We start from the raw sequence: 21,022 nt of genomic DNA, 5'->3' as shown, positions 1-21,022 counted from the left end.
AAGACTCCGTAGGAGGGGCCCTATGGACTCTTCTGCAGGAGCGGACCGGACTCCACTGGAGTCTATTCCGATATCCACTCCCCGATCGCGATGAGGGAACGGGCACCGGCCAGCACGGCCGAAGCTGCCGCGCACAACAGGGGGAGCATCGGATACCGCCGCCCCCGCCGACTGCGTGGGTCGGGCACCCAGATCAGGAAGCGCCGCAGGTCAGCGGCATCCTGTCGGGTGACAGCGCGATTCTGGAGGGTCAGGTGTCCCAGCCCGGCGGGCATGGGCGATGATGTTCGGGCAGGCACGGTCTCGCTCGGTTCTCATGGGTCTCGACAACCACATGATCACCGGCACCGTGCCTGAACTGCGTTCCGGGGAACAATCATCCCCAGAACGAGACATGACATCACATCACATCACAAGACCGGCGAACCGGACCGATCTCGAACATGCAATGCCCCTGAGCCCCCTTCGCACCGCTCTTTGATCAGCTCTAGCTGACAGCAGGTCAACCTACTTCGGCACACCGACACCGAACGGCTCAGGCCAGGCTGGGACGTGGCCGTTGGTTAAAGCACAAGGTGAGCACCTGTTCCTGAGCCGCGCATGACAAAGCTGACCGGGGCGCGTGTCCGATGGGTCGTGGAATCGCATGGGCGTCAACGAAGCAGGCGGCGATGATGTGCGGGTGTACTACGAAGATCTCAGCGAGTACGACTACCAGGACCAGGATGAGTTCACGGACAGGGAGTCGGGCTTCTACGCGCTCTCGTACCGCCCGGCGTACACCCGTCTGAACATCGGCTGGCTGGAAGCTGGCAGGCCGTACCCGACAGGGACGGTCCCTGCGGTGTTCGTGGAGAAGCTGAGGGCTGTTCAGGAGGTCCAGTGGGTGAACGTCTACCTCGGGCTGCACGAGTGCGACCTGTGTCCCGAGGGTGAGGCTCCGGAAGGGAACGGGGAGGTGCGGATTCCGGGTGGGCCCGGCATTGCTTACGCCGCTCCGTTCCTGATCACGCACTACATCACCGCCCACGGCTACCAACCGCCGCAGGCCTTCATGGATGCCGTTCTCGCTGTCGACCTTGACATGTGGGCCGCCACACGGTGGCCCGACGTCCCGTTTCCCTGGGTTCCGGATGACGCGGAACGCATGCTGGAGTAGAGGCGAGCGAGGCTCACGTGTGCAGCCAGAGCCGGATCGAGGCGATGGTGACCTTCATGCGACCGAAGACTTCGGACTTGCTCGTCTAGTCCCGTGTGTGTTCGCGGGAGGCCGGCTGGCTGGCCCGGCGGGACTGCCGACGGGTGATTCGCCTGGTCATGAGGGTGATCGCCGCCCAGGTGATCAGCGACTCCGAATGTTGGATGAGGCGTTCGTATTCGCGGGCATGTCTGCGGGCGTGCATGACCCAGGCCAGTGACCTCTCGACCACCCAGCGGCGGGGCAGGACGACGAACCCGACCGCGTTCTTCGGCCGGCCGACGGTCTTCAACGTCAGGTTCAGGTACTTCTTCGCCCAGTCAACGAGCTGACCGGCGTAGGCGGAGTCGGCCAGACGATGGTGATCTCGGGGTGCATGAGCCTCAGCCTGAACAGGACTTCCTTCGCCGCGTCGCGGTCGGTCATGTCGGCCGGGGTGACCATGACGAACAGCGGCAGGCCTTTCGTGTCCACGACCAGGTGGCGTTTGCGGCCATTGATCTTCTTCGCCGCGTCGTAGCCGCCAGCACCTCGTCGAGCACGCCGCCACCCGGCATCGACATGCACATCGTCCGCCGCGACCCCACCACCAGGGGATTCACCGTCCTGCCACGACGCTGGACCGTCGAACGCACGCTGGGATGGCTGATGAACCACCGCCGCCTGGCCCGCGACTACGAAGCCCACCCACACCGCTCCGAAGCCATGATCCACCTCGCGATGATCAACCTCATGACCCGCAGACTCACCTCCGAATCCACCCCCACATGGCGCGGAGCGTGAACCGCATCGAACGCGGCAAACCGGGATGAAACAGCGGGATGAAACGCCCTCTCAGCCGTGGAGCGGAGCGATCATCGTCGTCCCGACTGGGGAGGCCCGGTCGAAGCCGGGCAGCAGCACTGCCGCCTCGTGGAGGCCCACGCCCCGCTCGATCAGCCGCTGCGGGGCGAGCGCTGCCACAGGATTTCGATCCGGCATGCAGCACCATGCGCAGAGCACTTCGAAGAGACGGGCTCTAGTCCTCAAAAGGGACGAACCTGGCCAGTGAAGTCCAGTCCAGGGGGCGCACGATCGCGGCCAGGTGCGCGAAGGGATCCTGTACGGCCGTTTGGAACCACATCACCGAGAGCTCCGTATGCCCGGGCTCTGGCCTGTCCTCCGGCTTCCACCATGACGTCAGTCGAGCGTGAACCGCCTCTCGCGGCAGCCACTCCTCGACCCGCCCCGCCGCATCGGCTCGGATCCTGTCGAGTTCGTGCACATACAGGTGCGGCGTCGCTGCCATCGCCTTCTCGATGCTCATCAGACGAAAGCGACGGTGGAGGTGGGGCGTCCCCTCGAGCATGCTTTCACGGTCGTCACTCACCGTCAGCTCGCGAAGGTCCGCGCGCACTCGTCCCACCTGAAAGCCACGCAACTCGTCATGCCTCGTCTCGATCATGGCCAGAGGCTAGGCGCATTCGACGACCGGACCGAACTTCCGCCCCGGCGCCTGTGGGTTTCCTCCGCCGGCCCTCCGGGGTGAAGGTGAGGGATCGGCGGAACGCTCCCTCACCAAAGCGCACCGCGAGAAGGAGCGGTTGCTCGTGCTCGGGCGGCCACGACTCGGTCCCGGGCTCGCTGCCATTCCACAGGTGAAGCCCACGACGGGCTGAGCCTGGTGGGAACCGACCCGGCAACCGGTCCCGGCCTGGGCAGTTTCAGTTTCTGGCACCAGTACGACCCCGCGCTGGTCAGGGAGCTTCCTCTGAACCCGCCCCCCGGACTCGACCAGTTGCGCGGTCCATGTCCTTGCCGGGGCGGTCGAACTCGTCGACGATGCTTTCAAGCCTCGGCCTTCCGGATCCCACCGGGCCCGGCCGGGGCAGGGGAGAACAGGGGAGACAGTGACAACGAACAGCAATCCGAAGAAGCGCCCGATGGTCGCAGCGGCAATCATCCCGCTCTTCGTGCTCGCCGGGCTGCTACTGGGGCCTGCGGCAAGCGCCTCGGCGGCCGTCCCGGCCGTCCGGCAGGCTCCTGCCGCAGCGGCGCTCCCGCAGGGCGGTCTCCTCGCCGGCGCCGGCGTGGCAAGCGGTGTCCAGGCACCGATGTCGTCGCAGGTCCGGGCCACCACCGGGAACAAGAAGGGCAAGAAGAAGAGCAAGAAGAAGGGCGGCCTGTTCACGAAGCTCCTGATCGTCCTGGTCGTCGTCATCGTGCTGCTCGTCGTCCTGTACGGGGTCCGCCGCGCTCTGCGCCGCAGGTCGTCCTAGGAACCGGCTCCGGGCCGGTGCGCCATCGGCCGGCCCGCCCGACAGGCCCCCTGGGGAAGCGCGAGCGCCCCGTCGATCCGTGCGCGGGTCTCCTCGTCCCGGAGGAACGCCCGGTAGCCGCGCCGTGCCTCACCGGACAGGAGCGGGTTCTCGCCCCACATGTGGAGCGCCTCTCGAAGGTCCCCGACCAGCCACCCCGCCCGGGAGGCCTCGTCCCGAAGGGCTTCTCGTACCGCGCGGGCACCAGTGCTGCGGCGTGTGCGCGCAGGGGCCGCAGGACGTCGGCGGCGTCCGGCTGCCGAGAGTCGCCCAGGGCATAGGCGCGCGGCCCTTCATGTCCCGTTAGGGCGCGACGCGTTGACCGAGCACCGCCAGCGGATGCGCGGCCTTCTACCGCACGTCCAGCGCCGCCCGTACCTCGGCGTCCGTGGCGGCCGTCGACTGCGCGGGCCGGTCCACCGCGTCCAGTGCCTCCCACATGTCCCCCGCCCCCCGCCTCGCTCGCCCGTGGCCGATCCCCGTCCGGGGCTTCCTGTCACCGCGGGGAAAGGAGCGGCGCGGCAAGAACTCAGGCCGGCGGCTCGTCGGCCGGGTCGGGGAGTCGTCGGAGTTCGAGCAGGGCCACCGCGATCTTCACTCCGGTGGAGATCGTCAGAGCCTGGAGGAACGGCATACCCATCAGCCACAGGGCCACCGTCATCCCCGTGAGCACCAAGAACGCCGGCAGCAGATTCGTCCGCCTGAGTACGGTCCTCAGGTGTCCGGCTCGACTCCGACGCCGGTCCACCGTTCCGATCGGGCGCGCGGCGACGCCCTCCTCCTTGGCCTGCGGCATGGTCTGCTGCCCCTTCCTCGCGCTCGGCCCCCGCACCGAGCCTCGGGTGCGCCCCGGCGGCCTGCCACTGCTGCCGCCGGCCCCGCCGCCGTCCGACGTACAGGTTCACCTCACCGGCCCCGACGGTTGCGTCGGAGGTGCGCCCACGCGTGCGAAGCCTCGCCCGACCGAAGATCAGCAGCGGGGACCGTCACAAGGACCGCCGGGAGCCGTACCGCGCCCGCAGGTGGTCGAGGTAGTCGTCCGGGTGCGGGTAGGACCGGTCCTGGGCCCCGTGGCGGTGCAGCGTCAGACGGCCGTCGGGGTGCACGGTCACGGTGGTCGTCGCCCCCCGCACCGGTCCGCCCACCGGACCGTCGGCGCGGTGGGGCGGTTGCAGGACGGGAACGGTGCCGGGAAACATGGCCAGCGCGGACGCCACCGCCTGCTCCACGTCCCGCCGCGCCCCGCGGCACACCGCGGCGACGCCCACCGCGCCTTCGGCCTCCCTCGCGACCCGGCGTACGGCTTCGAACTCCTCCCCGCACACCGCGGGGAAGCCTGCGGCGAACACCACGTGCCGGGGGCCGTCCGGGCCGAAGATCCGGCCCGTGGCGCGCGCGAGCTCCACCCGGAATCCGGGCGGCATCAGCGTCTTCGCCTGCGCGTCGTCGCGGGCCGATTCCTCCCACAGCACCACTCGCCCCGTTGCGGCCGACTCCCGCACCGCGTCCACGCACACCACGCCCCTCCGTGCCCGGGCGCCGGCCCGCCCGTGTCGGCCGCACGCCCTCAACTTGCGAACGAGCCGCCACCCCGAGGCGCACGCTCGAACAGTTGCGGCGGCTCCGCTCCCCGCACCGGTCTCACGTGTTCCGCCGCCGACCCCGTGCGCGCCGGTTGCGTACGCTGGCGGCATGCGCATGCGCCCGACCCTGAGCTGGACGCCTCCCGGGGACCTCCGGCCGGGCACCGACGATCCGGAGCCGGTCGCCGACGCGCTGCGAGGTGGCGGTGTGCTGGTGCTCAGCGGGGCGGGCCTGTCCACGGAGTCGGGCATCCCCGACTACCGGGGCAAGGGCGGAAGCCTGAGCCGGCACACTCCGATGACCTACCAGGAATTCACCGCCGGTGACGGGGCCCGGCGCCGGTACTGGGCGCGCAGTCACCTCGGCTGGCGTACGTTCGGCCGGGCGCGGCCCAACGCCGGGCACCGGGCCGTGGCCGCGTTCGGGCGGCACGGGCTGCTCGCGGGCGTCATCACCCAGAACGTCGACGGCCTGCACCAGGCCGCCGGGAGCGAGGGGGTGGTGGAACTCCACGGGAGCCTGGACCGGGTCGTCTGCCTCTCCTGCGGCGCCGTCGGCTCGCGCCGGGAACTCGCCCGGCGGCTGGAGGAGGCCAACGCCGGATTCGAGCCGGTCGCCGCCCGGCTGAACCCGGACGGTGATGCCGACCTCACCGACGGGCAGGTCGGGGACTTCCGTGTGGTGGCCTGCGCGCGGTGCGGCGGCGTCCTCAAACCGGACGTGGTGTTCTTCGGCGAATCCGTTCCGCCGCGGCGGGTCGAGCACTGCCGCGCCCTGGTCGACGGGGCGGCCTCGCTCCTGGTCCTGGGATCGTCGCTGACGGTGATGTCGGGGCTTCGGTTCGTCCGGCAGGCGGCCCGGGCGGGAAAACCCGTACTGATCGTCAACGACGATCCGACCCGTGGCGACCAGCACGCCCTCACCCGGGTCGCACTCCCCCTGGGGCCGACCCTCACCGACGTGGCCGGCCGCCTCGACATCCCGGTCGACATCCCGGTCGACAGCCGGGTCGACATCGCGGTCCACAGCCCGGTCGACGGGCCGCCGGGGCGCTGACCGGGCCGAACGGGCCCGGCGGCTCAGGCCGCCGTCGGGTCACCGGGAATCGGGTGCACTTCGACCGGGTCACTGCCGGGCTTCCCGCCCGGTCCCGGGCAGGCGGACGCCCGTGCGGCGATCTCCAGGGCCCGGTCCTCGCTCTTGACGTCGACGACCCAGTACCCGGCCAGGATGTCTCCCGCCCGGACCGGCCCGTCGGTCACCTCGGGTCGTCCGTCGCTCCCGGCCCGCACCGTCTTGACCAGCGCGGGGCCGCCGAGGCCCTGCCCGTCCACCCACTCCCCGGCAGAGGTGAGTTCGTCGTTGAGGGCGTTCATGTGGGCGAACATGGCCTGCATGTCGTCCTCGGAGTACGACGACATGATGGCGTCCCACTCGGCTGCCGGTACGTTCATCTGGATCATGTACTTCATGTTCCTCACCCTTCCGGGGCGGCTGCTCCGCTCTGCGTGCTGTCGAAGGGGTAGACCGGCGGCCGCGGCAAAACTCATCGGTGGCGGCCGATCCCGTCCGGGAATCTCAGGTCAGGCTCCACGACCAGGTCCCGTCGGCGGTGACGAGGCAGACGAGGAGCACCACGTCGGCCAGGCCCAGGCCGATGGCCAGGCGGGCCCGGCCGGGCCTGGTCGTGTGCCGCAGCAGCGCGAGGGCGCCGAGGACGACGGCAGTCGGGCCGAGGATCACGTTCATCACGAGGAGCCCCACCAGGCCGAGGACGAAGCCGGTGACGGCCATCGCGTCGGCGTCACGGGTTCGGGCCGCCGGGCTCGCGGCTTCGGTACGGGAATCCGTGCGCGGGCTCATCGGACACCTCCGCCTTCACGGTCGAGCCGTCCGGCCCGGCGGTGGCCGAAGAGGCGCTCGCGTGCGACGAAGAGGGCCAGCCAGAGAGCGATGGCGAGACCGCCGACCACGCTGACGTGCGCGGGGACATGGGCCACGACGCCGAGGACGACGCCGAGCACCAGCAACGCGCCTACGAGGAAGAGCATGAGACGTCCTCCGTTCAGGTAACAGTTGTTCACTGACTACCCAGTTCAGTTCGTCTCATGCTGGCGACGGGCAAGTGTGACGCGGTTGACTTCGTGTCATGAGCGCAGAGACCGGCCTTCGTGAGACCCAGCGCCGCCGCACCCGACGAGCCCTCCTCGACGCGGCCCTGTCGGAGTTGGCGGAGCGCAGCCTCGGCAGCCTCGGCCTCCGGGAGGTCACCCGGGCCGCCGGAGTCGCCCCCACCGCCTTCTACCGGCACTTCCGGGGCATGGACGAGCTGGGGACCGTGCTGGTCGAGGAGGCACTGGCCAGCCTGCACGGGACGGTGCGGGAGATCCTCGCCGCGACCGGCGACGCCGAGCGCCGGGGCGAGGCCGCGGTGCGGCTCATCGCCGAACTGGTGCGCAGCCGGCCCGCGCACGTCCGCTTCCTGGTCCGTGAGCGGCACGGCGGGGTGCCGGCGGTGCGCGAGGCCATCGCCGCGCAACTCGACGTCCTCGCCGACGAGACAGGCGCCGCGCTCGGGTCCGATCCGGTGAGCGCGGGCTGGGACAGGGACGATGTGACGATGCTGTCCCGACTGCTGGTGGATCACATGTTCATGACCGCCTCGGCGTTCCTGACCGCATCACTGCGGGAGGAGGACTGGTCGGCCGCCACCGGCACGGCCCTCGCCCAGCTGCGCCTGATCCATCTCGGGCGCGTGCACTGGGCGAGTTGACCGCGGGCGGCTACGCGGCGTTTCGCGTCGCGTCCGCGTCGGGGGCCACGACGAGGAAGGCGTCCCCGTCCAGGTCCATCACGACGGTCGCCCGCTGGCCCCGCTCCCGGCACCGGGCCGCGTACTCCTCGGCGGGCCAACTCCCGTACGGATCACCGGCGGGAAAGGAGTCCAGCACCTTCGTACCGCGCACCGCCACCACCTCCTGAGCCACGAACTGCCTCCCTACGCCGTGTGCCCCGGGTCCCGGGTCCCATGCCCCCCGGCGCCGAGCGCGGCGACGGCGGCGATCATCCGGTCCCAGAACGGGCCGGTCTCCAGGACCGTCGCCACGCGCGCGTTGACCGGGCGGCCGGTGGAGCGGTGCAGGTCCACCACGGTGGCGCCACGCGTGTACCGGCCGTGCAGTTCCACGGCGACATGGGCCTCCACGCAGTGCACCAGGCCGGGATCGATGACCCGGGCCACCGCGACGGGGTCGTGCAGCGGCGGGCTGGGGAACCCCCACAACGCGCGGTACGTGGACCCGAAGAAGGTCAACAGGTCCGCGCAGGTCTGCCCCAGTGGCGTGCCCAGGGCCACGAAGCGGGCCACCACCTCGGGTGTGGCCAGTGCCTGGTGCGTGACGTTGAGCCCGCACATGGTGACCGGCGCCCCCGAGCGGAAGACGATGTCGGCGGCCTCCGGATCGGTGAGGACGTTGAACTCGGCGGCCGGGGTCCGGTTGCCCCGCTCCGTCGAGCCGCCCATCAGGACGATCTCCCGGATGCGGGCGGCGTCCTGCGGGTACCGGGTCAGCAGCAGGGCGATGTTGGTCAGCGGGGCGGTCGGGACGAGGGTGACCGGCTCGGGGTGCTCGGCGAGCAGCCGGTGGATGAGGTCCACGGCGTGCTCCGGGACCACGTCCACCGTGGGAGCCGGGAACATCGGCCCGTCCAGTCCGCTCACCCCGTGCACGTCGGCCGCCACGTCGAGCGGCTGGACGAGCGGCCGGTCGCAACCGGCCGCGACGGGGACGTCCGTGATCCCGGCGACGGTGCAGACCCGGCGGGCGTTGAGCGTGGTCTTGTCGAGGGTCTGATTGCCCGCGACCGTGGTGATGGCCAGCAGGTCCACCGCCGGGTCCCCGGCGGCCAGCATGATCGCGAGGGCGTCGTCGTGGCCGGGGTCGCAGTCGATGATGATCGGGACGGGCACGTCGCTCCTGACGCTGCGGGGCGTGGAGCTCCAGTGTGCCGCCACGACGGTGCACGGACCAGAACGCCCGGGTGTGTTGTCCGGGCGGGCCGGACGCAGGCTCAGCTCGGACGGCGGCTCGGACGGCGGCTCAGCCGGCCCGGCCACCAGGCCGCGGGGCCGATGTCCAGGACCAGGGCGGGGACCAGCAGCGAGCGCACGACCAGCGTGTCCATGAGGACGCCGAAGGCCACGATGAAGGCGATCTGCACGAGGAACGCCAGCGGGATGACACCCAGCGCGGCGAACGTGGCGGCCAGGACCACCCCCGCCGAGGTGATCACCCCGCCGGTGGCCGTGAGACCCCGGATCACCCCCTCGTGGACGCCGCGGCGCAGTGACTCCTCGCGCACCCGCGACATGAGGAAGATGTTGTAGTCCACGCCCAGCGCGACGAGGAAGACGAAGCCGTACAGGGGGACGGACGCATCGGTGCCGCTGAATCCGAACACATGGCGGAACACCAGGGCGGAGACGCCCAGCGTGGCAAAGAAGTTGAGGGCCACCGTCGCCACCAGCAGCAGCGGCATCACCAGCGAGCGCAGCAGGACCACCAGGATGACGAGGATGATGGCCAGCACCACCGGGACGATGACCTCGCGGTCCCGCTCGGCCGTCTTCTGCGTGTCGTGGGCCTGGGCGGTGTACCCGCCGACGAGGGCGTGCGCGCCCGGTACGGGATGCACCGCCTCACGGAGCCTGACCACCGTCTCCTTCGCCGCCGCGCTGTCCGCCGGGTCCTTCAGGACCACGTCGATCCGTACCAGGCCGTCCTTCTCGCCCCGCACCGCGGCCGAATCCACGCCCTGCGTGCCTGCGGCGCGCTCGCGTACCTGCGTCTGCCGGTCGGCGGCGGCGATCACCACGGCCGGATTGCCCGCCCCTCCCGGGAAATGCCGGCCGAGTTCCTTCTGCCCCGTCACCGAAGGGGCCTCGTTGACGAAGATCTCGTCCAGCGGAACACCGCCCGAGTGCAGGGCGGGCGCGAAGGCGGCGCACGCGAGCAGGCCCGCCAGGGCCACGGCCCATACCCGCCGGGGCGCACCGCTCACCAGGGCGGCGATCCGGCTCCAGATACCGGCCGCGCCGCTCCCGGCGGTCACGTGCGCCGGCCAGTAGGCCTTGCGTCCCAGCAGCACCAGCGCCGCCGGCAGGAAGGTGAGGGCGCTCGCCACCGCGCAGACGATCCCGATCGCCCCGACGGGCCCCAGAGCCCGGTTGTTGGTCAGGTCGCTGAGGAACAGGGCGAGCAGGCCCAGGGCCACGGTGCCGGCGCTCGCCACGACCGGGCCCCAGGACTGCCGAAGGGCCGCGCGCATGGCCGCGTACCGGTCCTCGGTGTGCCCCAGCTCCTCGCGGAACCGAGCGGTCAGCAGGAGGGCGTAGTCGGTGGCCGCGCCGATGACGAGGATCGAGAGGATCCCCTGGACCTGCCCGTCCACCCGCACCAGACCCGCGCTCGCCAGGGCGTAGACGATCGCGCAGGCCAGGGAGAGGGCGAACACCGCCGCGATGATGATCAGCAGCGGCAGGAGGACGCTGCGGTAGACGAGCAGCAGGATCACGAGGACGGCGGCCAGTGCCACGCCCAGCAGCAACCCGTCGATTCCGGCGAAGGCCTCCGACAGGTCGGCCCGGGTGGCCGCCGGTCCCGTCACGTGGAAGGTGGTGGCCGCGACCAGGGATCCGGCCGTGCGGATCTCGGCGATCGCCGCGGGCAGTTCGTCGCCCAGTGCGGGGTCCAGGGGCACCACCGCCTGCATCGCCCGGCCGTCGCGCGACACGACGACCGGGGACGGCGGACCCGCGATCCAGGGGCGGCCCTCCAGCGCGGCCAGTGCGGCCCGCCCGGAGGCGGTCGCGGCCGGTGTCACTCCCGCGGCGCCGTCCGCCGTCCAGACCACCACGGCCGGCAGGGACTCCTCCTGTCGGAAGGCGTCCTGGGCCCGGGCGACCCGGGTGGATTCGGCGCTGCGGGGGAGGAAGGCCGCCTGGTCGTTGGTGGAGACCTCGCCGAGCTTTCCCGCGTAGGGGCCGAGGCTCCCTCCCACGCCAAGCCAGACCACGAGGAGGAGGACGGGCAGCAGCCACCGGGCCGCTCGGGGCGAGGTGCGCATGATGCTCCTGGAACGGGTGCGGGTGGACCGGGAAGGGTCCCTGGAAGGGGACCGGGGGCAGTCGGACACTCCCCCGGTACGGGGGGCCACCTTCCGGGTGCGGGCGCCCCAGGGGCAACATGCAGCGTTTCTGCATCACTTCCCGGCCCGACACGCCGCTTCGAACGCGTCGGGCCGCACCGGCCTGATCCCCCGGATCCGGGGCAGACGGCGGGGTGAGGGAGGTTCCGGATGCCTGGGATCCATGGTTGGCTCGGTCGGGTGAAGGACGGCGCCGCGGCGCTCGGTGAGCGTCGTACGCAGGTGCAGGCGCGGCACGAGGCCGAGCTGCTGGCCGAGCGGCAGCGCGTGGCGGAAGCCCGCCGGGCCCGTCCGCGCGACCCGGACCCAGCCCGGGCGGTGCCCTGGGGTGTACGGGTCGCGGCCGAGGCCGGCTGGCGGTTCCTGGTGCTCGCGGCCGCGCTGTGGGTCGTCATGCGGGTGATCGGTTCGGTCCGGCTCGTCGTCCTGGCCTTCGCGGCCGCGCTGCTGATCACGGCCCTGCTGGAACCGACGGTCGCCCGGCTGCACCGGGCGAGGCTGTCCCGGGGGCTGTCGACCGCCCTCACCGCGGTCTTCGGATTCGTCGTCCTGGGGCTGATCGGCTGGTTCGTCGTCTGGCAGGTGCTCGACAACCTCGACAACCTGTCAGGGCGGCTCCAGGAAGGCATCGAGGAGCTGAAACGATGGCTCCTCGACAGCCCCTTCCACGTGACCGAGCAGCAGATCAACGACGTCGCCGGCAGCCTGAGCGACGCCATCGGCACCAGCACCAGCGAGATCACCTCGACCGGGCTCCGGGGCGTGACCGTCCTGGTGGAGATCATCACCGGCATGCTGCTGGCGATGTTCTCAACGCTCTTCCTGCTGTATGACGGCAGGCGCATCTGGCAGTGGACGCTCAAACTGGTCCCCGCCGCCGCCCGGCCGGACGTGGCAGACGCGGGCCCGGCCGCCTGGGGCACCCTGACCGCCTACGTCCGCGGAACCTTGATCGTCGCCTTCATCGACGCCCTCTTCATCGGCCTCGGCATCTACTTCCTGGGCGTGCCGCTCGCCGTCCCCATCGCCGTGGTGATCTTCCTGGCCTCGTTCGTGCCCCTCGTGGGCGCCGTCGCGTCCGGGGCCCTCGCGGTGGTCGTCGCGCTGGTCACCCAGGGGGTGTTCACCGCGCTGATGACCCTGCTGATCGTGCTCGTCGTCCAGCAGATCGAGGGCCACGTGCTGCAGCCGTTCATCCTCGGGAGGGCCGTACGGGTCCACCCGCTGGCCGTGGTCCTGGCCGTCGCCACCGGTGGGGTGGTCGCCGGCATCGGCGGAGCGGTCGTCGCCGTCCCGCTGGTAGCCGTGGCCAACACGGTGATCGGCCACCTGCGCGCCCACGCCGGGGACGACGGTTCGGCGGAGCCGTCCCCCGTGGCGGTCGGGGAGGAGCGGGTGGATCCGCCGGCGGCGCCGGACCGGGATCCCGCGTGACATCTGCTGCCCGGTGGCCCGCCGGCCGCGAAGGGCCCTGTCAGTTCCCGCTCTCCGTGGTGGACGGAGCGGGAGCCTGCCGGTGCGAGCGGACCAGGGCGAGGTAGTCCGCCGCCAGGCGGTGGCAGTCTCCCGGCCAGCGGGCGGAGACGTAGTTGCCGTCCCGCACGGTGAATCCGCGGCCGGGGTGCGCCGCGGTGTCCCGGACCGGCAGCGGCGGGCCGGCCAGGAAGTGGCCCGGATCGGCGAGGGCCGCGGTGACCTCCGCCTGGACGGTCGCCGGGTAGGTCCGGTAGTAGCGGCCCAGCCACACCCGGGTCAGGTTCCAGGCGGTCAGTTCCAGCAGCGAGGTCAGGGCCGTGGTCCGCCGCCCGTGGAGCACCGACCGCCCGGTCGTGGGGTCCTTCGCCCGCGCGGCCAGCAGCACGCCGTGGCACACCGCACCCACCGGCAGCCCCAGCAGGAAGACCCGCGCGAACAACCGCTGCGCAACCGTGTCCTCCAGCAGCGTACGCATCCCCTGAGCGTGCCCGCCGGGCACGAACAGCCCCGCCAGGACGACCGGATCGACCTCGGCGTAGGACAGCGGGGCACGGAACCAGGGGTCCTCGGTCAGCCGCCGGTAGGCCGCCAGCTCGGCGCGCCGGGTCATCAGCCACGGGGAGAGCCAGGAGAAGCCGGTGTCCGTCAGCCGTTGGTCGGCCAGGGCGACCCGCCCGTCGGGCGTCGCGAACCGTACGTCGTACCCGGCGTCGCGCAACGCGGCCCAGGGCACGGCCGCCTCGGTCGGGTCGTAGCCGGACGAGGGCAGCAGAAAGACGATCACAAGGTGCTCCTTCGGGTGCGCATGCGGCGAACCGGCTGCGGACCGGCGTGTCTGCGGGCCGGCCTGCCGGTCCGGGCAGCCCGACCCTACGAGCCCCGCCGGGCCCGGTCATTGACCCCGGCGGCCACCTCGTTGACTTCCCGGCCCCCGCGGCCGGTTGACGGCGGCCGCGCCCCGGCATTGACTGGCCGCCGTGCCCACCATCGAGCCGTCCACCGTCGCCGCGTCCTACGCGCGCGCCGTCCTGAGCGCCACGGCGGACGGCGCCGGCGGCACGGCCGGGCCCGGTGCCTGGGCATCGCCCGCGGACCGGCTCCCCTTCACCGAGGTGCGCGCCCTCTGGGACACGGTGATCGGCACCCGCGGTGGCGACCCGTACGCCGGTCTCCGCGTCGGGGACGGGATCAAGCCGGGCAGCCTGCACGTCCTCGGTCATGTGGTGCTCACCTGCGCGAGCCTCGCGGAAGCCGCCGAAGCGGCGGTCCGCTACCACCCCCTGGTCAGCCAGGCCGGCACGGTCTCCCTGGAACGCGGCGGCGAGGCCACCCGTGTCCGTTACCGGCCGACCGTCGACCCGGCCACCATGCACCCCCAGCAGGTGGAGGCGGTCGTCACCGGCATCGTGCGGGCCGCCCGCTGGATCGCCGGGGACGACTGGGCGCCGCGGTCGGTGTCCTTCACCCACGCCCGTACCGGCTCCGCCGCACCGTATGCCCGGGTCCTCGGCTGCCCCGTCGCCTTCGGCGCCGCCGAGAACGCGATCACCGTCGCCAACCGCGACCTCGACCGGCCCCGCGCCCCGCACGACCCCGAACTCGGCGCCCTGCACCGCGCCTACGCCGACCGGCTGCTGCGGGAACTGTCGGCCTCCGTGACCCTCGCGGAGCGGGTCCGGCAGTGGCTGGACCACGCCCCGCTCGACGGCACCGGCCTCGCCGACGCGGGCCGGGGCGTCCACCTCAGCCCCCGTACCCTGCGCCGGTCCCTCCAGGAGGAGGGCACCTCCTGGCGGGCCCTCCTCGACGCCGCCAGGCACCGCCGGGCCCGTCGGCTGCTGGAGACCACGGACCTGCCGCTCGACCGGGTCGCCCCGCTCGTCGGGCTGAGCGGAGCCACGACACTGGTCCGCGCCTTCACCCGGTGGGAGGGCATCACGCCCGGCGCGTACCGGGCCCGGGGCGCAGGCTCCGGGTGAACACGGTCACGGCTGCGCTCGTCCCGTCCCGGCGGCGCAGGCGGGGCACAACCCGCGGTAGGTGACCTCGACCGCGGACACGACGAAGCCGAACCGCTCCTGCGGCGGCAGATCGGCCGGCCTGCCGGTCGCACGGACGTCGCGGACGGTGCCGCGCTCCGTGCACACCAAGTGCTGGTGCGGGTGGTGCGCGTTGGGGTCGAAGCGCTTCACCCGGCCCTGTACCGAGACCTCCGCCACCTCACCGGTCGAGACCAGCTCGCCCAGGGTGTTGTAGACGGTCGCCCGGGCGATCTCGGGCAGCCGATGCGCCGCGCGGGCGTGCACCTCGTCTGCCGTGAGGTGCACATGATCGCCGTCGAGGACCTCCACGACGACACGCCGCTGGGACGTCAACCGCCAGCCGCGCCCCCGAAGTCGCTCCAGCAGGTCACTCATATCGGCTCACCTTTTCGGCTCGGCGGGACAACAGAACGTCAGCGGCGAATTCCGAGTGTTTTCTACGCGCGCACGCTCTGCGTGTTCTCACGGCGGCGGGCCCTTTGGTGCGCGACCATACGGACGCGCCGACGCAAGCAGCCAGCAGATGGAAACATCGACACAGGAAGAAGGACGGACGTGTCCGGCAGCGACAGCGAGAACCCAGTAATCGATGCCCCGACCCCCGCGCCGACTCGCCCCAGGTCGAATCGGGACTGGTGGCCGAACCAGCTGGACCTTCAGGTTCTGCACCAGAATTCGCCCTTGGCCGATCCGATGGGCGACGGTTTCGACTATGCGAAGGAGTTCGCGACCCTGGACCTCGACGCCCTGAAACGGGACGTCTTCGAGGTGATGACGGCGTCGCAGGACTGGTGGCCCGCGGACTACGGCCACTACGGGCCGCTCTTCATCCGAATGAGTTGGCATGCCGCGGGAACGTACCGCATCGCCGACGGACGGGGTGGCGGCGGAGCGGGCGCCCAGCGGTTCGCCCCGCTCAACAGCTGGCCCGACAATGCGAGCCTGGACAAGGCGCGCCGTCTGCTCTGGCCGGTCAAGCAGAAATACGGCCGGAAGGTCTCATGGGCCGACCTTTTGGTGTTCGCCGGCAACTGCGCCATGGAATCGATGGGTTTCAAGACCTTCGGTTTCGCCTTCGGCCGGGAGGACATCTGGGAACCCGAGGAGATTTTCTGGGGACCCGAGGACACGTGGCTCGGAGATGAGCGCTACAGCGGAGACCGGGAACTCTCCGGCCCCTTCGGTGCCGTGCAGATGGGATTGATCTACGTCAATCCGGAAGGGCCCAACGGCGACCCCAACCCGGTCGCCGCCGCCCGGGACATTCGCGAGACGTTCGCGCGCATGGCCATGAACGACGAGGAGACGGTCGCGCTCATCGTCGGCGGCCACACGTTCGGCAAGTGCCACGGTGCGGTCGGTGCCGACTACATCGGGCCCGAGCCCGAGGCCTGTCCGATCGAGCAGCAGGCCCTCGGCTGGAGGAACACCTACGGCAGCGGCAGCGGCGTCGACGCGGTCACCAGCGGGCTGGAGGGCGCGTGGACCTCCGAGCCGACGAAGTGGGACAACGGGTACCTGGACAACCTGTTCCGGTACGAGTGGGAGCTGACCACGAGCCCGGCCGGTGCGCAGCAGTGGACCCCCAAGGATCCCGCGGCCCGGGACACGGTGCCGGACGCCCATGATCCGTCGAAGCGGCACGCACCGATGATGCTGACGACGGACCTCGCGCTGCGGATGGATCCGGTCTACGCGCCGATCGCGAAGGGCTTCCACGAGAATCCGGACCGGCTCGCCGAGGCGTTCGCCAAGGCCTGGTACAAGCTGCTGCACCGCGACATGGGTCCGGTCTCGCGCTACCTCGGCCCGTGGGTCCCCGAACCCCAGCTGTGGCAGGACCCCGTCCCCGCGGTCGATCACGAGCTGGTCGCGGACGCGGACGTCGTCGCCCTCAAGCGCACGATCCTCGCCGCGGGCCTGTCCGTCCCCAAGCTGGTCACCGCCGCCTGGGCGGCGGCGTCGAGCTTCCGCGGCACCGACATGCGGGGCGGGGCCAACGGGGCCCGGATCCGACTCGCGCCGCAGAAGGACTGGGAGGTCAACGCCCTGCCCGAGGTGGCCGAGGTGGTGCGGGCCCTGGAAGGGATCCAGCGGGACTTCAACCAGGCGCAGTCCGGCGGGAAGAAGGTCTCGCTGGCCGACCTGATCGTGCTGGGCGGCTGCGCGGCCGTCGAACAGGCCGCGAAGAACGCCGGGTACGACATCGGGGTGCCGTTCGCACCGGGGCGCACGGACGCCTCGCAGGAGCAGACCGACGTGGACTCCTTCGCCGTCCTCGAACCCGAGGCGGACGGGTTCCGGAACTACCTGCGGGCGGGCGAGAAGCTGTCACCGGAAACGCTTCTGCTGGACCGCGCCGGCATGCTGAACCTGACCGCCCCCGAGATGACGGTGCTCGTCGGCGGCATGCGGGCCATGAACACCGGCTTCCGGCAGTCCCCGCACGGCGTGTTCACGGACCGCCCGGAGTCGTTGACGAACGACTTCTTCGTCAACCTGCTCGACATGGGTACACAGTGGAAGGCGTCCGAGTCGGCGGAGAACGTGTTCGAGGGCCGGGACCGCGCCACGGGCGAGGTCAGGTGGACGGCGACCGCGGTGGACCTCGTCTTCGGTTCGCACGCCCAGCTCCGGGCGCTCTCCGAGGTCTACGCGTCGAAGGACGCGGGAGAGAAGTTCGTCCGTGACTTCGTCTCCGCCTGGGACAAGGTGATGAACCTCGACCGGTTCGACCTCGCCTAGGCCGTCTCTTCCGGATCTTGCCGGGCCCGACGGGCGGGCGGGCGGGCCGTCGGCCGGCCCGCCCGCCCGGTTCCGGCAGTGCGCGCTTCGTCCACAGGGGCCGGTGGAAGGGTAGAGACCCGGCGTACGGTCTGCCGACCGGCCGGGCCCGCCCGAGGGGCCCGTACCTCCTCGACGTCCTGACTCGAACGGGAGCCCGCCGATGCGCCTCTACGCACAGACCCCCGCACGTCGGAACCGCCAGGTACTCGCGGACCTGATCGCCGTGGGCCTCATGGCCGCCGCGGTGTGGTTCGCCCTGACCGTCCACGACGCGATCATGATGCTGGCCGAGCCGGGGCGGAGGGTCGAGAGCTCGGGCGACAGCCTCGCCTCCGGACTCTCCGACGCCGGCGACGCCGCCTCGAACGTGCCGTTCGTCGGCGACCTCCTGAAGAAGCCGCTCCGGTCGGCGGCCGACGCCAGTACCGGCATCGCCGATGCCGGACAGTCGATGCAGGATGCCGTCGGCCAGCTGGCCACGCTGACCGCGCTCGCCCTGATCGTCCTCCCGGTGGCCGTCGTCCTGCTGCTGTGGCTCCCCGCGCGCCTGCGCTGGATCCGGCGCAGCATCACCCTGCGGCGCCTGTTCGACGCGCCGGGCGGCGCCGACCTGCTCGCCCTGCGTGCCCTGACCGGACCGCTGGGCGACCTCGCCGCGCTCCCCACCCCTGCGGGCGGTCTCGCCGACGCCTGGCGGCGCGGGGACGAGCGCGTCATCGGCGAGCTGTCCGAGGTCGCCCTCCGGCGGGCCGGCCTGCGGCCCTGACGGCCGTCAGAGGGCGTGGAGGCGGCGGTGTTCGAGGGCCGCGGCGAGGACGTAGGCGCCGCCACCGCCGACGGCGAGGACCCAGTAGAACGCGGGGGCGGCGAGCGCGAGGGCCGCGGTGGAGGTGATGGCGAGCCAGACGCCGAGGCTGTAGTGCAGCACGTTGCGGCGTACGGCGCCTTCCGCGAGGTAGAGCAGGCCGACGACGAGTCCGGAGCCGGCGGGCCACAGGACGGACTGGAGTTCCGGATGGTCGAGCACGGAGGTCAGGCCGGTGATGGCGAGGAACAGCGCGGTGAAGGCGGTGATCCAGGCGGCACCCAGCAGCTTGCCGGAGAGGACCTCCGGTGCGGTGGCCCCGTGCTGGGCCCGCAGGGCGGCGGCGGTGGCCAGGGCGATGCCGGTCACGAGCCCGAGGCCGAGGAGGGCCGTCGGCAGCCAGCCGGGCAGGTCGAGCAGGGGTGCGGCGCCGTGGGAGGCCGCGGCCGCGCCGTGGCCGAGTACGTAGGCGAGCCCGAAGCTGACGTAGGCCGCGCGGTTGTCGACCTCGCGCGGGCGGCGGGTGGGGTGGTCCTGGACGACGGGCGGCGAGAGGGTGGTGTGGCTGGACACGGGGGAAACCTCCATCGGGGGCGGCGTGGTGGGGGCGGGGCTGACGGTCAGGCGGTCTGTTCGGCGCGTGCCTTGAGGCTGTCGAGCCAGCTCTGCAGGGAGCTCCGCAGGGCGATGGTGAGTTCGTCGACCGCGGCGTCGACGGGGTCTCCGCTCCACGACTCCTCGGTGTGGACGGTGACACCTGCACCGGCGCCGGACGCTTCGAAGGTCCACACGTGGATGCCGAGGATGCCGTCGACCGTCCCGCCCCAGACGATCCGCTGTCCGGGGACCAGTTCGAGGAGCGTGGAGGTGATTCTCAGTCCGTGGGTGAGCCAGGTGAAGCGGCTGCCGACCTCCAGCGGGCCGTCCAGCCGGGCCCGGTCGACGCCGTCGTTCCAGGCCGCCCAGTTGTCGATGTCGGTGTGCAGCTCCCAGACGGTGGCGGGAGGGGCGTCGATCGCCGTCGAGAGGCGGACGACGACGGGGGCCGTGGTGTCGATGGTGGTGTGCATGGATGTGTCCTTGTCGGTCGTCGGGTTGTCGGATCGGGTACGGGATCAGGTGGCGGAGGCGTGTTCGGCCGGCCGGTCCTGTGGGGAGGGGGTGGCAGGCGCGGCGACGCGGCGGGAGCAGCGCAGCGGGCGGGTGAGCGGCACCGCGAGGAGTGCGGTGGCGGCCAGGACCGCGGCGGAGACCGCGAAGGCGGCCCGGTAGCCCGCGGTGAGGGCTTCCAGGTGGGGCTGGTGCGTGGCGGCGCGGGCGGTGACGGAGCCGGCCAGGGTGGCGAGGGCTGCGAGACCGATCGCGCCCCCGACCTGGCGGGTGGTGTTCACCAGTCCGCCAGCCAGGCCCGTGTCCTGCCGCGGGACGCCGTCCACCGCGAGCGCGGTGAGCTGGACGAAGGCGAGGCTCAGGCCCAGGCCGACCAGGACGCTCGGGCCGAGGGCGTCGACGAGATAGCTCCCGTCCGCTCTCATCCGTGACAGCCACAGCAGCCCGGCGGCCTCGGCGAGCAGGCCCGTGGTCAGGGTCGCCGTGGTGCCGATGCGGGCGGCGATTCGGGGCGCGAGGATCGCGCCGAGCATGTTGGCCACGGCCAGCGGGAGTTGGCCGGCGCCGGTGGCCAGCGGGCTCATGCCGAGGACCTGTTGCTGGTAGAGCGGGAGGAAGAAGAACAGCGCGATCCATACGGACCCCAGCAGCGCCATCAGCAGATTGCCCGCGGCGACGCGGCCGGCCGTGAACAGCCTGGCCGGGACCAGGGCGTCCGGTCGGCGGCGTTCGACGAGGACGAAGACCATGAGCAGCACGGCGGCGCCCAGGAGGGCGGCCAGCACCCCGGCGTCGGTCCAGCCCTGGGCGCGGGCGCCGGTCAGTGCCCACACCAGGCAGGTCAGGGCGAGGGTGACGGTCGCGGTACCCAGCAGGTCGAACCGCCCGGACCCGCGGGTGCCGGCCCGGGGCACGAGCGCCGCCACGGCGATGAGGACCAGCGTCGTACCGAGCGCGACGGCGTGGAAGAGCCAGGGCCAGCCCCATGCCTGGGTGAGTACCCCGCCCAGCAGGACGCCCCCCGCTCCGCCCGCGCCGGAGACGGCGCCCCACACCCCGAGAACCCGGCCCCGTCCGGGGCCGGGCGGGAACAGGTCCATCGCCAGGGCGAGTGCGGCGGGTGCGATGGCGGCGGCGCCGATGCCCTGCACGGCCCGGGCGGCGATCAGCAGGCCCGGCGAGCCGGCCAGGCCGGCCGCCAGCGAGGCTCCCGCGAACACCGCGAGGCTGGCGATGAGCACACGGCGGCGGCCGAGCAGATCGCCTGCCCGGCCGCCGGCCAGGAGCAGCGCCCCGAACGCCAGGCCGTAGGCGTTGACCACCCAGGTGGTGCCGCCGTCCGACAGGCCCACCCCTGAACGGATCTGCGGCAGGGCCACGTTCACGATCGAGGTGGCGAGCATGACGGTGAACTGCGCTGCGGCCAGCGCCGCGAGCGCGGCTCCCTGGCGGGGTGGGGTTCCGGGTTCGTTCTTCGTGCGTCCGAGGTTCATGGCGCACAGCCTCGGGTCGGACG

Annotated in this window: 24 protein-coding genes and 2 pseudogenes; 9 read left to right on the top strand and 17 right to left on the bottom strand. The window is 72.0% G+C overall.

Features of this window, described 5'->3' with window-relative positions:
- Positions 1–62 precede the first annotated feature (62 nt).
- Positions 63–275: a transposase family protein gene (locus tag IE257_RS38890; RefSeq protein ID WP_189967267.1), complete on the bottom strand. Its 213-nt coding sequence runs from the start codon at positions 273–275 to the stop codon at positions 63–65.
- 371 nt (positions 276–646) lie between these two features.
- On the opposite strand from IE257_RS38890, the gene IE257_RS11125 reads away from it, so the two are divergent.
- Positions 647–1,159, top strand: a complete 513-nt coding sequence (locus tag IE257_RS11125) for a DUF7919 family protein (protein WP_229920258.1) — start codon at positions 647–649, stop codon at positions 1,157–1,159.
- An 85-nt stretch (positions 1,160–1,244) separates the two neighbouring features.
- On the opposite strand, the pseudogene IE257_RS11120 reads toward IE257_RS11125, so the two are convergent.
- A pseudogene (locus IE257_RS11120) lies at positions 1,245–1,678 on the bottom strand (transposase).
- A gap of 50 nt (positions 1,679–1,728) precedes the next feature.
- Between IE257_RS11120 and IE257_RS11115 the strand changes: the two are divergent.
- Positions 1,729–1,981: pseudogene (locus tag IE257_RS11115) on the top strand (transposase); the annotation flags it as partial.
- Positions 1,982–2,032: 51 nt separating this feature from the next.
- On the opposite strand, the gene IE257_RS38885 reads toward IE257_RS11115, so the two are convergent.
- Both IE257_RS38885 and IE257_RS11105 read right to left on the bottom strand, forming a co-directional pair.
- Entirely contained in the window at positions 2,033–2,161 is a 129-nt protein-coding gene (locus tag IE257_RS38885; protein WP_268251392.1) for a hypothetical protein, read from the bottom strand.
- Positions 2,162–2,216: 55 nt separating this feature from the next.
- Positions 2,217–2,642, bottom strand: coding sequence for a hypothetical protein (locus tag IE257_RS11105; RefSeq protein WP_189967265.1), 426 nt, complete (start codon positions 2,640–2,642; stop codon positions 2,217–2,219).
- 478 nt (positions 2,643–3,120) lie between these two features.
- Between IE257_RS11105 and IE257_RS11100 the strand changes: the two genes are divergently transcribed.
- On the top strand, positions 3,121–3,456 hold the full coding sequence (locus tag IE257_RS11100; protein WP_189967263.1) for a hypothetical protein: 336 nt from the start codon (positions 3,121–3,123) through the stop codon (positions 3,454–3,456).
- Between the two features lie 568 nt (positions 3,457–4,024).
- Here the strand turns inward: IE257_RS11100 and IE257_RS11095 are convergent.
- Together IE257_RS11095 and IE257_RS38090 are read right to left on the bottom strand one after the other, a co-directional pair.
- Complete coding sequence (locus tag IE257_RS11095) at positions 4,025–4,291, bottom strand: hypothetical protein (protein WP_189967261.1); 267 nt, start codon at positions 4,289–4,291, stop codon at positions 4,025–4,027.
- Positions 4,292–4,481: 190 nt separating this feature from the next.
- Positions 4,482–5,006 (bottom strand): hypothetical protein, encoded by a 525-nt coding sequence (locus IE257_RS38090; protein WP_229920257.1) that lies wholly within the window; start codon positions 5,004–5,006, stop codon positions 4,482–4,484.
- Between the two features lie 181 nt (positions 5,007–5,187).
- Between IE257_RS38090 and IE257_RS11085 the strand changes: the two genes are divergently transcribed.
- Positions 5,188–6,135 (top strand): NAD-dependent protein deacetylase, encoded by a 948-nt coding sequence (locus tag IE257_RS11085; protein WP_189967259.1) that lies wholly within the window; start codon positions 5,188–5,190, stop codon positions 6,133–6,135.
- 23 nt (positions 6,136–6,158) lie between these two features.
- On the opposite strand, the gene IE257_RS11080 is transcribed toward IE257_RS11085, so the two are convergent.
- From IE257_RS11080 to IE257_RS11070, 3 genes are all read right to left on the bottom strand, one after another.
- A complete protein-coding gene (locus tag IE257_RS11080; protein ID WP_189967257.1) occupies positions 6,159–6,551 on the bottom strand; it encodes a YciI family protein in 393 nt (130 codons plus the stop codon).
- Positions 6,552–6,657: 106 nt separating this feature from the next.
- Complete coding sequence (locus IE257_RS11075; RefSeq protein WP_189967255.1) at positions 6,658–6,942, bottom strand: DUF4190 domain-containing protein; 285 nt, start codon at positions 6,940–6,942, stop codon at positions 6,658–6,660.
- The gene (locus tag IE257_RS11070) at positions 6,939–7,130 is read right to left on the bottom strand and encodes a hypothetical protein (RefSeq protein WP_189967253.1); all 192 of its coding nucleotides are present in this window, start codon (positions 7,128–7,130) and stop codon (positions 6,939–6,941) included. The genes IE257_RS11075 and IE257_RS11070 overlap by 4 nt, the downstream gene beginning before the upstream one ends.
- A 98-nt stretch (positions 7,131–7,228) precedes the next feature.
- On the opposite strand from IE257_RS11070, the gene IE257_RS11065 reads away from it, so the two are divergent.
- The gene (locus IE257_RS11065; protein WP_189967251.1) at positions 7,229–7,852 is read left to right on the top strand and encodes a TetR family transcriptional regulator; all 624 of its coding nucleotides are present in this window, start codon (positions 7,229–7,231) and stop codon (positions 7,850–7,852) included.
- Positions 7,853–7,862: 10 nt separating this feature from the next.
- Here IE257_RS11065 and IE257_RS11060 read toward each other — a convergent pair whose 3' ends face one another.
- From IE257_RS11060 to IE257_RS11050, 3 genes are all read right to left on the bottom strand, one after another.
- A complete protein-coding gene (locus tag IE257_RS11060) occupies positions 7,863–8,066 on the bottom strand; it encodes a DUF8839 family protein (protein WP_189967249.1) in 204 nt (67 codons plus the stop codon).
- 11 nt (positions 8,067–8,077) lie between these two features.
- Positions 8,078–9,049: a nucleoside hydrolase gene (locus IE257_RS11055; RefSeq protein ID WP_189967247.1), complete on the bottom strand. Its 972-nt coding sequence runs from the start codon at positions 9,047–9,049 to the stop codon at positions 8,078–8,080.
- Positions 9,050–9,150: 101 nt separating this feature from the next.
- Positions 9,151–11,205, bottom strand: a complete 2,055-nt coding sequence (locus tag IE257_RS11050) for an MMPL family transporter (RefSeq protein WP_189967245.1) — start codon at positions 11,203–11,205, stop codon at positions 9,151–9,153.
- 231 nt (positions 11,206–11,436) lie between these two features.
- On the opposite strand from IE257_RS11050, the gene IE257_RS11045 reads away from it, so the two are divergent.
- The gene (locus IE257_RS11045) at positions 11,437–12,720 is read left to right on the top strand and encodes an AI-2E family transporter (RefSeq protein ID WP_189967243.1); all 1,284 of its coding nucleotides are present in this window, start codon (positions 11,437–11,439) and stop codon (positions 12,718–12,720) included.
- Between the two features lie 40 nt (positions 12,721–12,760).
- Here the strand turns inward: IE257_RS11045 and IE257_RS11040 are convergent, their stop codons facing one another.
- Positions 12,761–13,546, bottom strand: a complete 786-nt coding sequence (locus tag IE257_RS11040; protein WP_189967241.1) for a type 1 glutamine amidotransferase domain-containing protein — start codon at positions 13,544–13,546, stop codon at positions 12,761–12,763.
- Between the two features lie 193 nt (positions 13,547–13,739).
- Between IE257_RS11040 and IE257_RS11035 the strand changes: the two genes are divergently transcribed.
- Positions 13,740–14,741 (top strand): AraC family transcriptional regulator, encoded by a 1,002-nt coding sequence (locus IE257_RS11035; RefSeq protein ID WP_189967239.1) that lies wholly within the window; start codon positions 13,740–13,742, stop codon positions 14,739–14,741.
- 6 nt (positions 14,742–14,747) lie between these two features.
- Here IE257_RS11035 and IE257_RS11030 read toward each other — a convergent pair whose 3' ends face one another.
- Positions 14,748–15,179 carry a Fur family transcriptional regulator gene (locus IE257_RS11030; protein WP_189967237.1) on the bottom strand — a complete coding sequence of 144 codons (432 nt, stop codon included), beginning with the start codon at positions 15,177–15,179 and terminating at the stop codon, positions 14,748–14,750.
- Positions 15,180–15,359: 180 nt separating this feature from the next.
- Between IE257_RS11030 and katG the strand changes: the two genes are divergently transcribed.
- A complete protein-coding gene (katG, locus tag IE257_RS11025) occupies positions 15,360–17,549 on the top strand; it encodes a catalase/peroxidase HPI (protein ID WP_189967235.1) in 2,190 nt (729 codons plus the stop codon).
- 202 nt (positions 17,550–17,751) lie between these two features.
- Positions 17,752–18,357 carry a hypothetical protein gene (locus IE257_RS11020; RefSeq protein WP_189967233.1) on the top strand — a complete coding sequence of 202 codons (606 nt, stop codon included), beginning with the start codon at positions 17,752–17,754 and terminating at the stop codon, positions 18,355–18,357.
- Positions 18,358–18,363: 6 nt separating this feature from the next.
- Here IE257_RS11020 and IE257_RS11015 read toward each other — a convergent pair whose 3' ends face one another.
- The 3 genes from IE257_RS11015 to IE257_RS11005 are packed head-to-tail and all read right to left on the bottom strand — an operon-like array spanning position 18,364 to position 20,999.
- A complete protein-coding gene (locus IE257_RS11015; RefSeq protein WP_189967231.1) occupies positions 18,364–18,969 on the bottom strand; it encodes an ABC transporter permease in 606 nt (201 codons plus the stop codon).
- 47 nt (positions 18,970–19,016) lie between these two features.
- Positions 19,017–19,466, bottom strand: coding sequence for an SRPBCC family protein (locus IE257_RS11010; protein ID WP_189967229.1), 450 nt, complete (start codon positions 19,464–19,466; stop codon positions 19,017–19,019).
- A gap of 45 nt (positions 19,467–19,511) precedes the next feature.
- Positions 19,512–20,999 (bottom strand): MFS transporter, encoded by a 1,488-nt coding sequence (locus IE257_RS11005; RefSeq protein WP_229920256.1) that lies wholly within the window; start codon positions 20,997–20,999, stop codon positions 19,512–19,514.
- Between the last annotated feature and the right edge of the window lie 23 nt (positions 21,000–21,022).

It is taken from the genome of Streptomyces avidinii (assembly GCF_014650695.1).
Taxonomy (GTDB): Bacteria; Actinomycetota; Actinomycetes; order Streptomycetales; family Streptomycetaceae; genus Streptomyces; species Streptomyces avidinii.
This window is presented reverse-complemented; position numbering and strand designations above follow the sequence as displayed.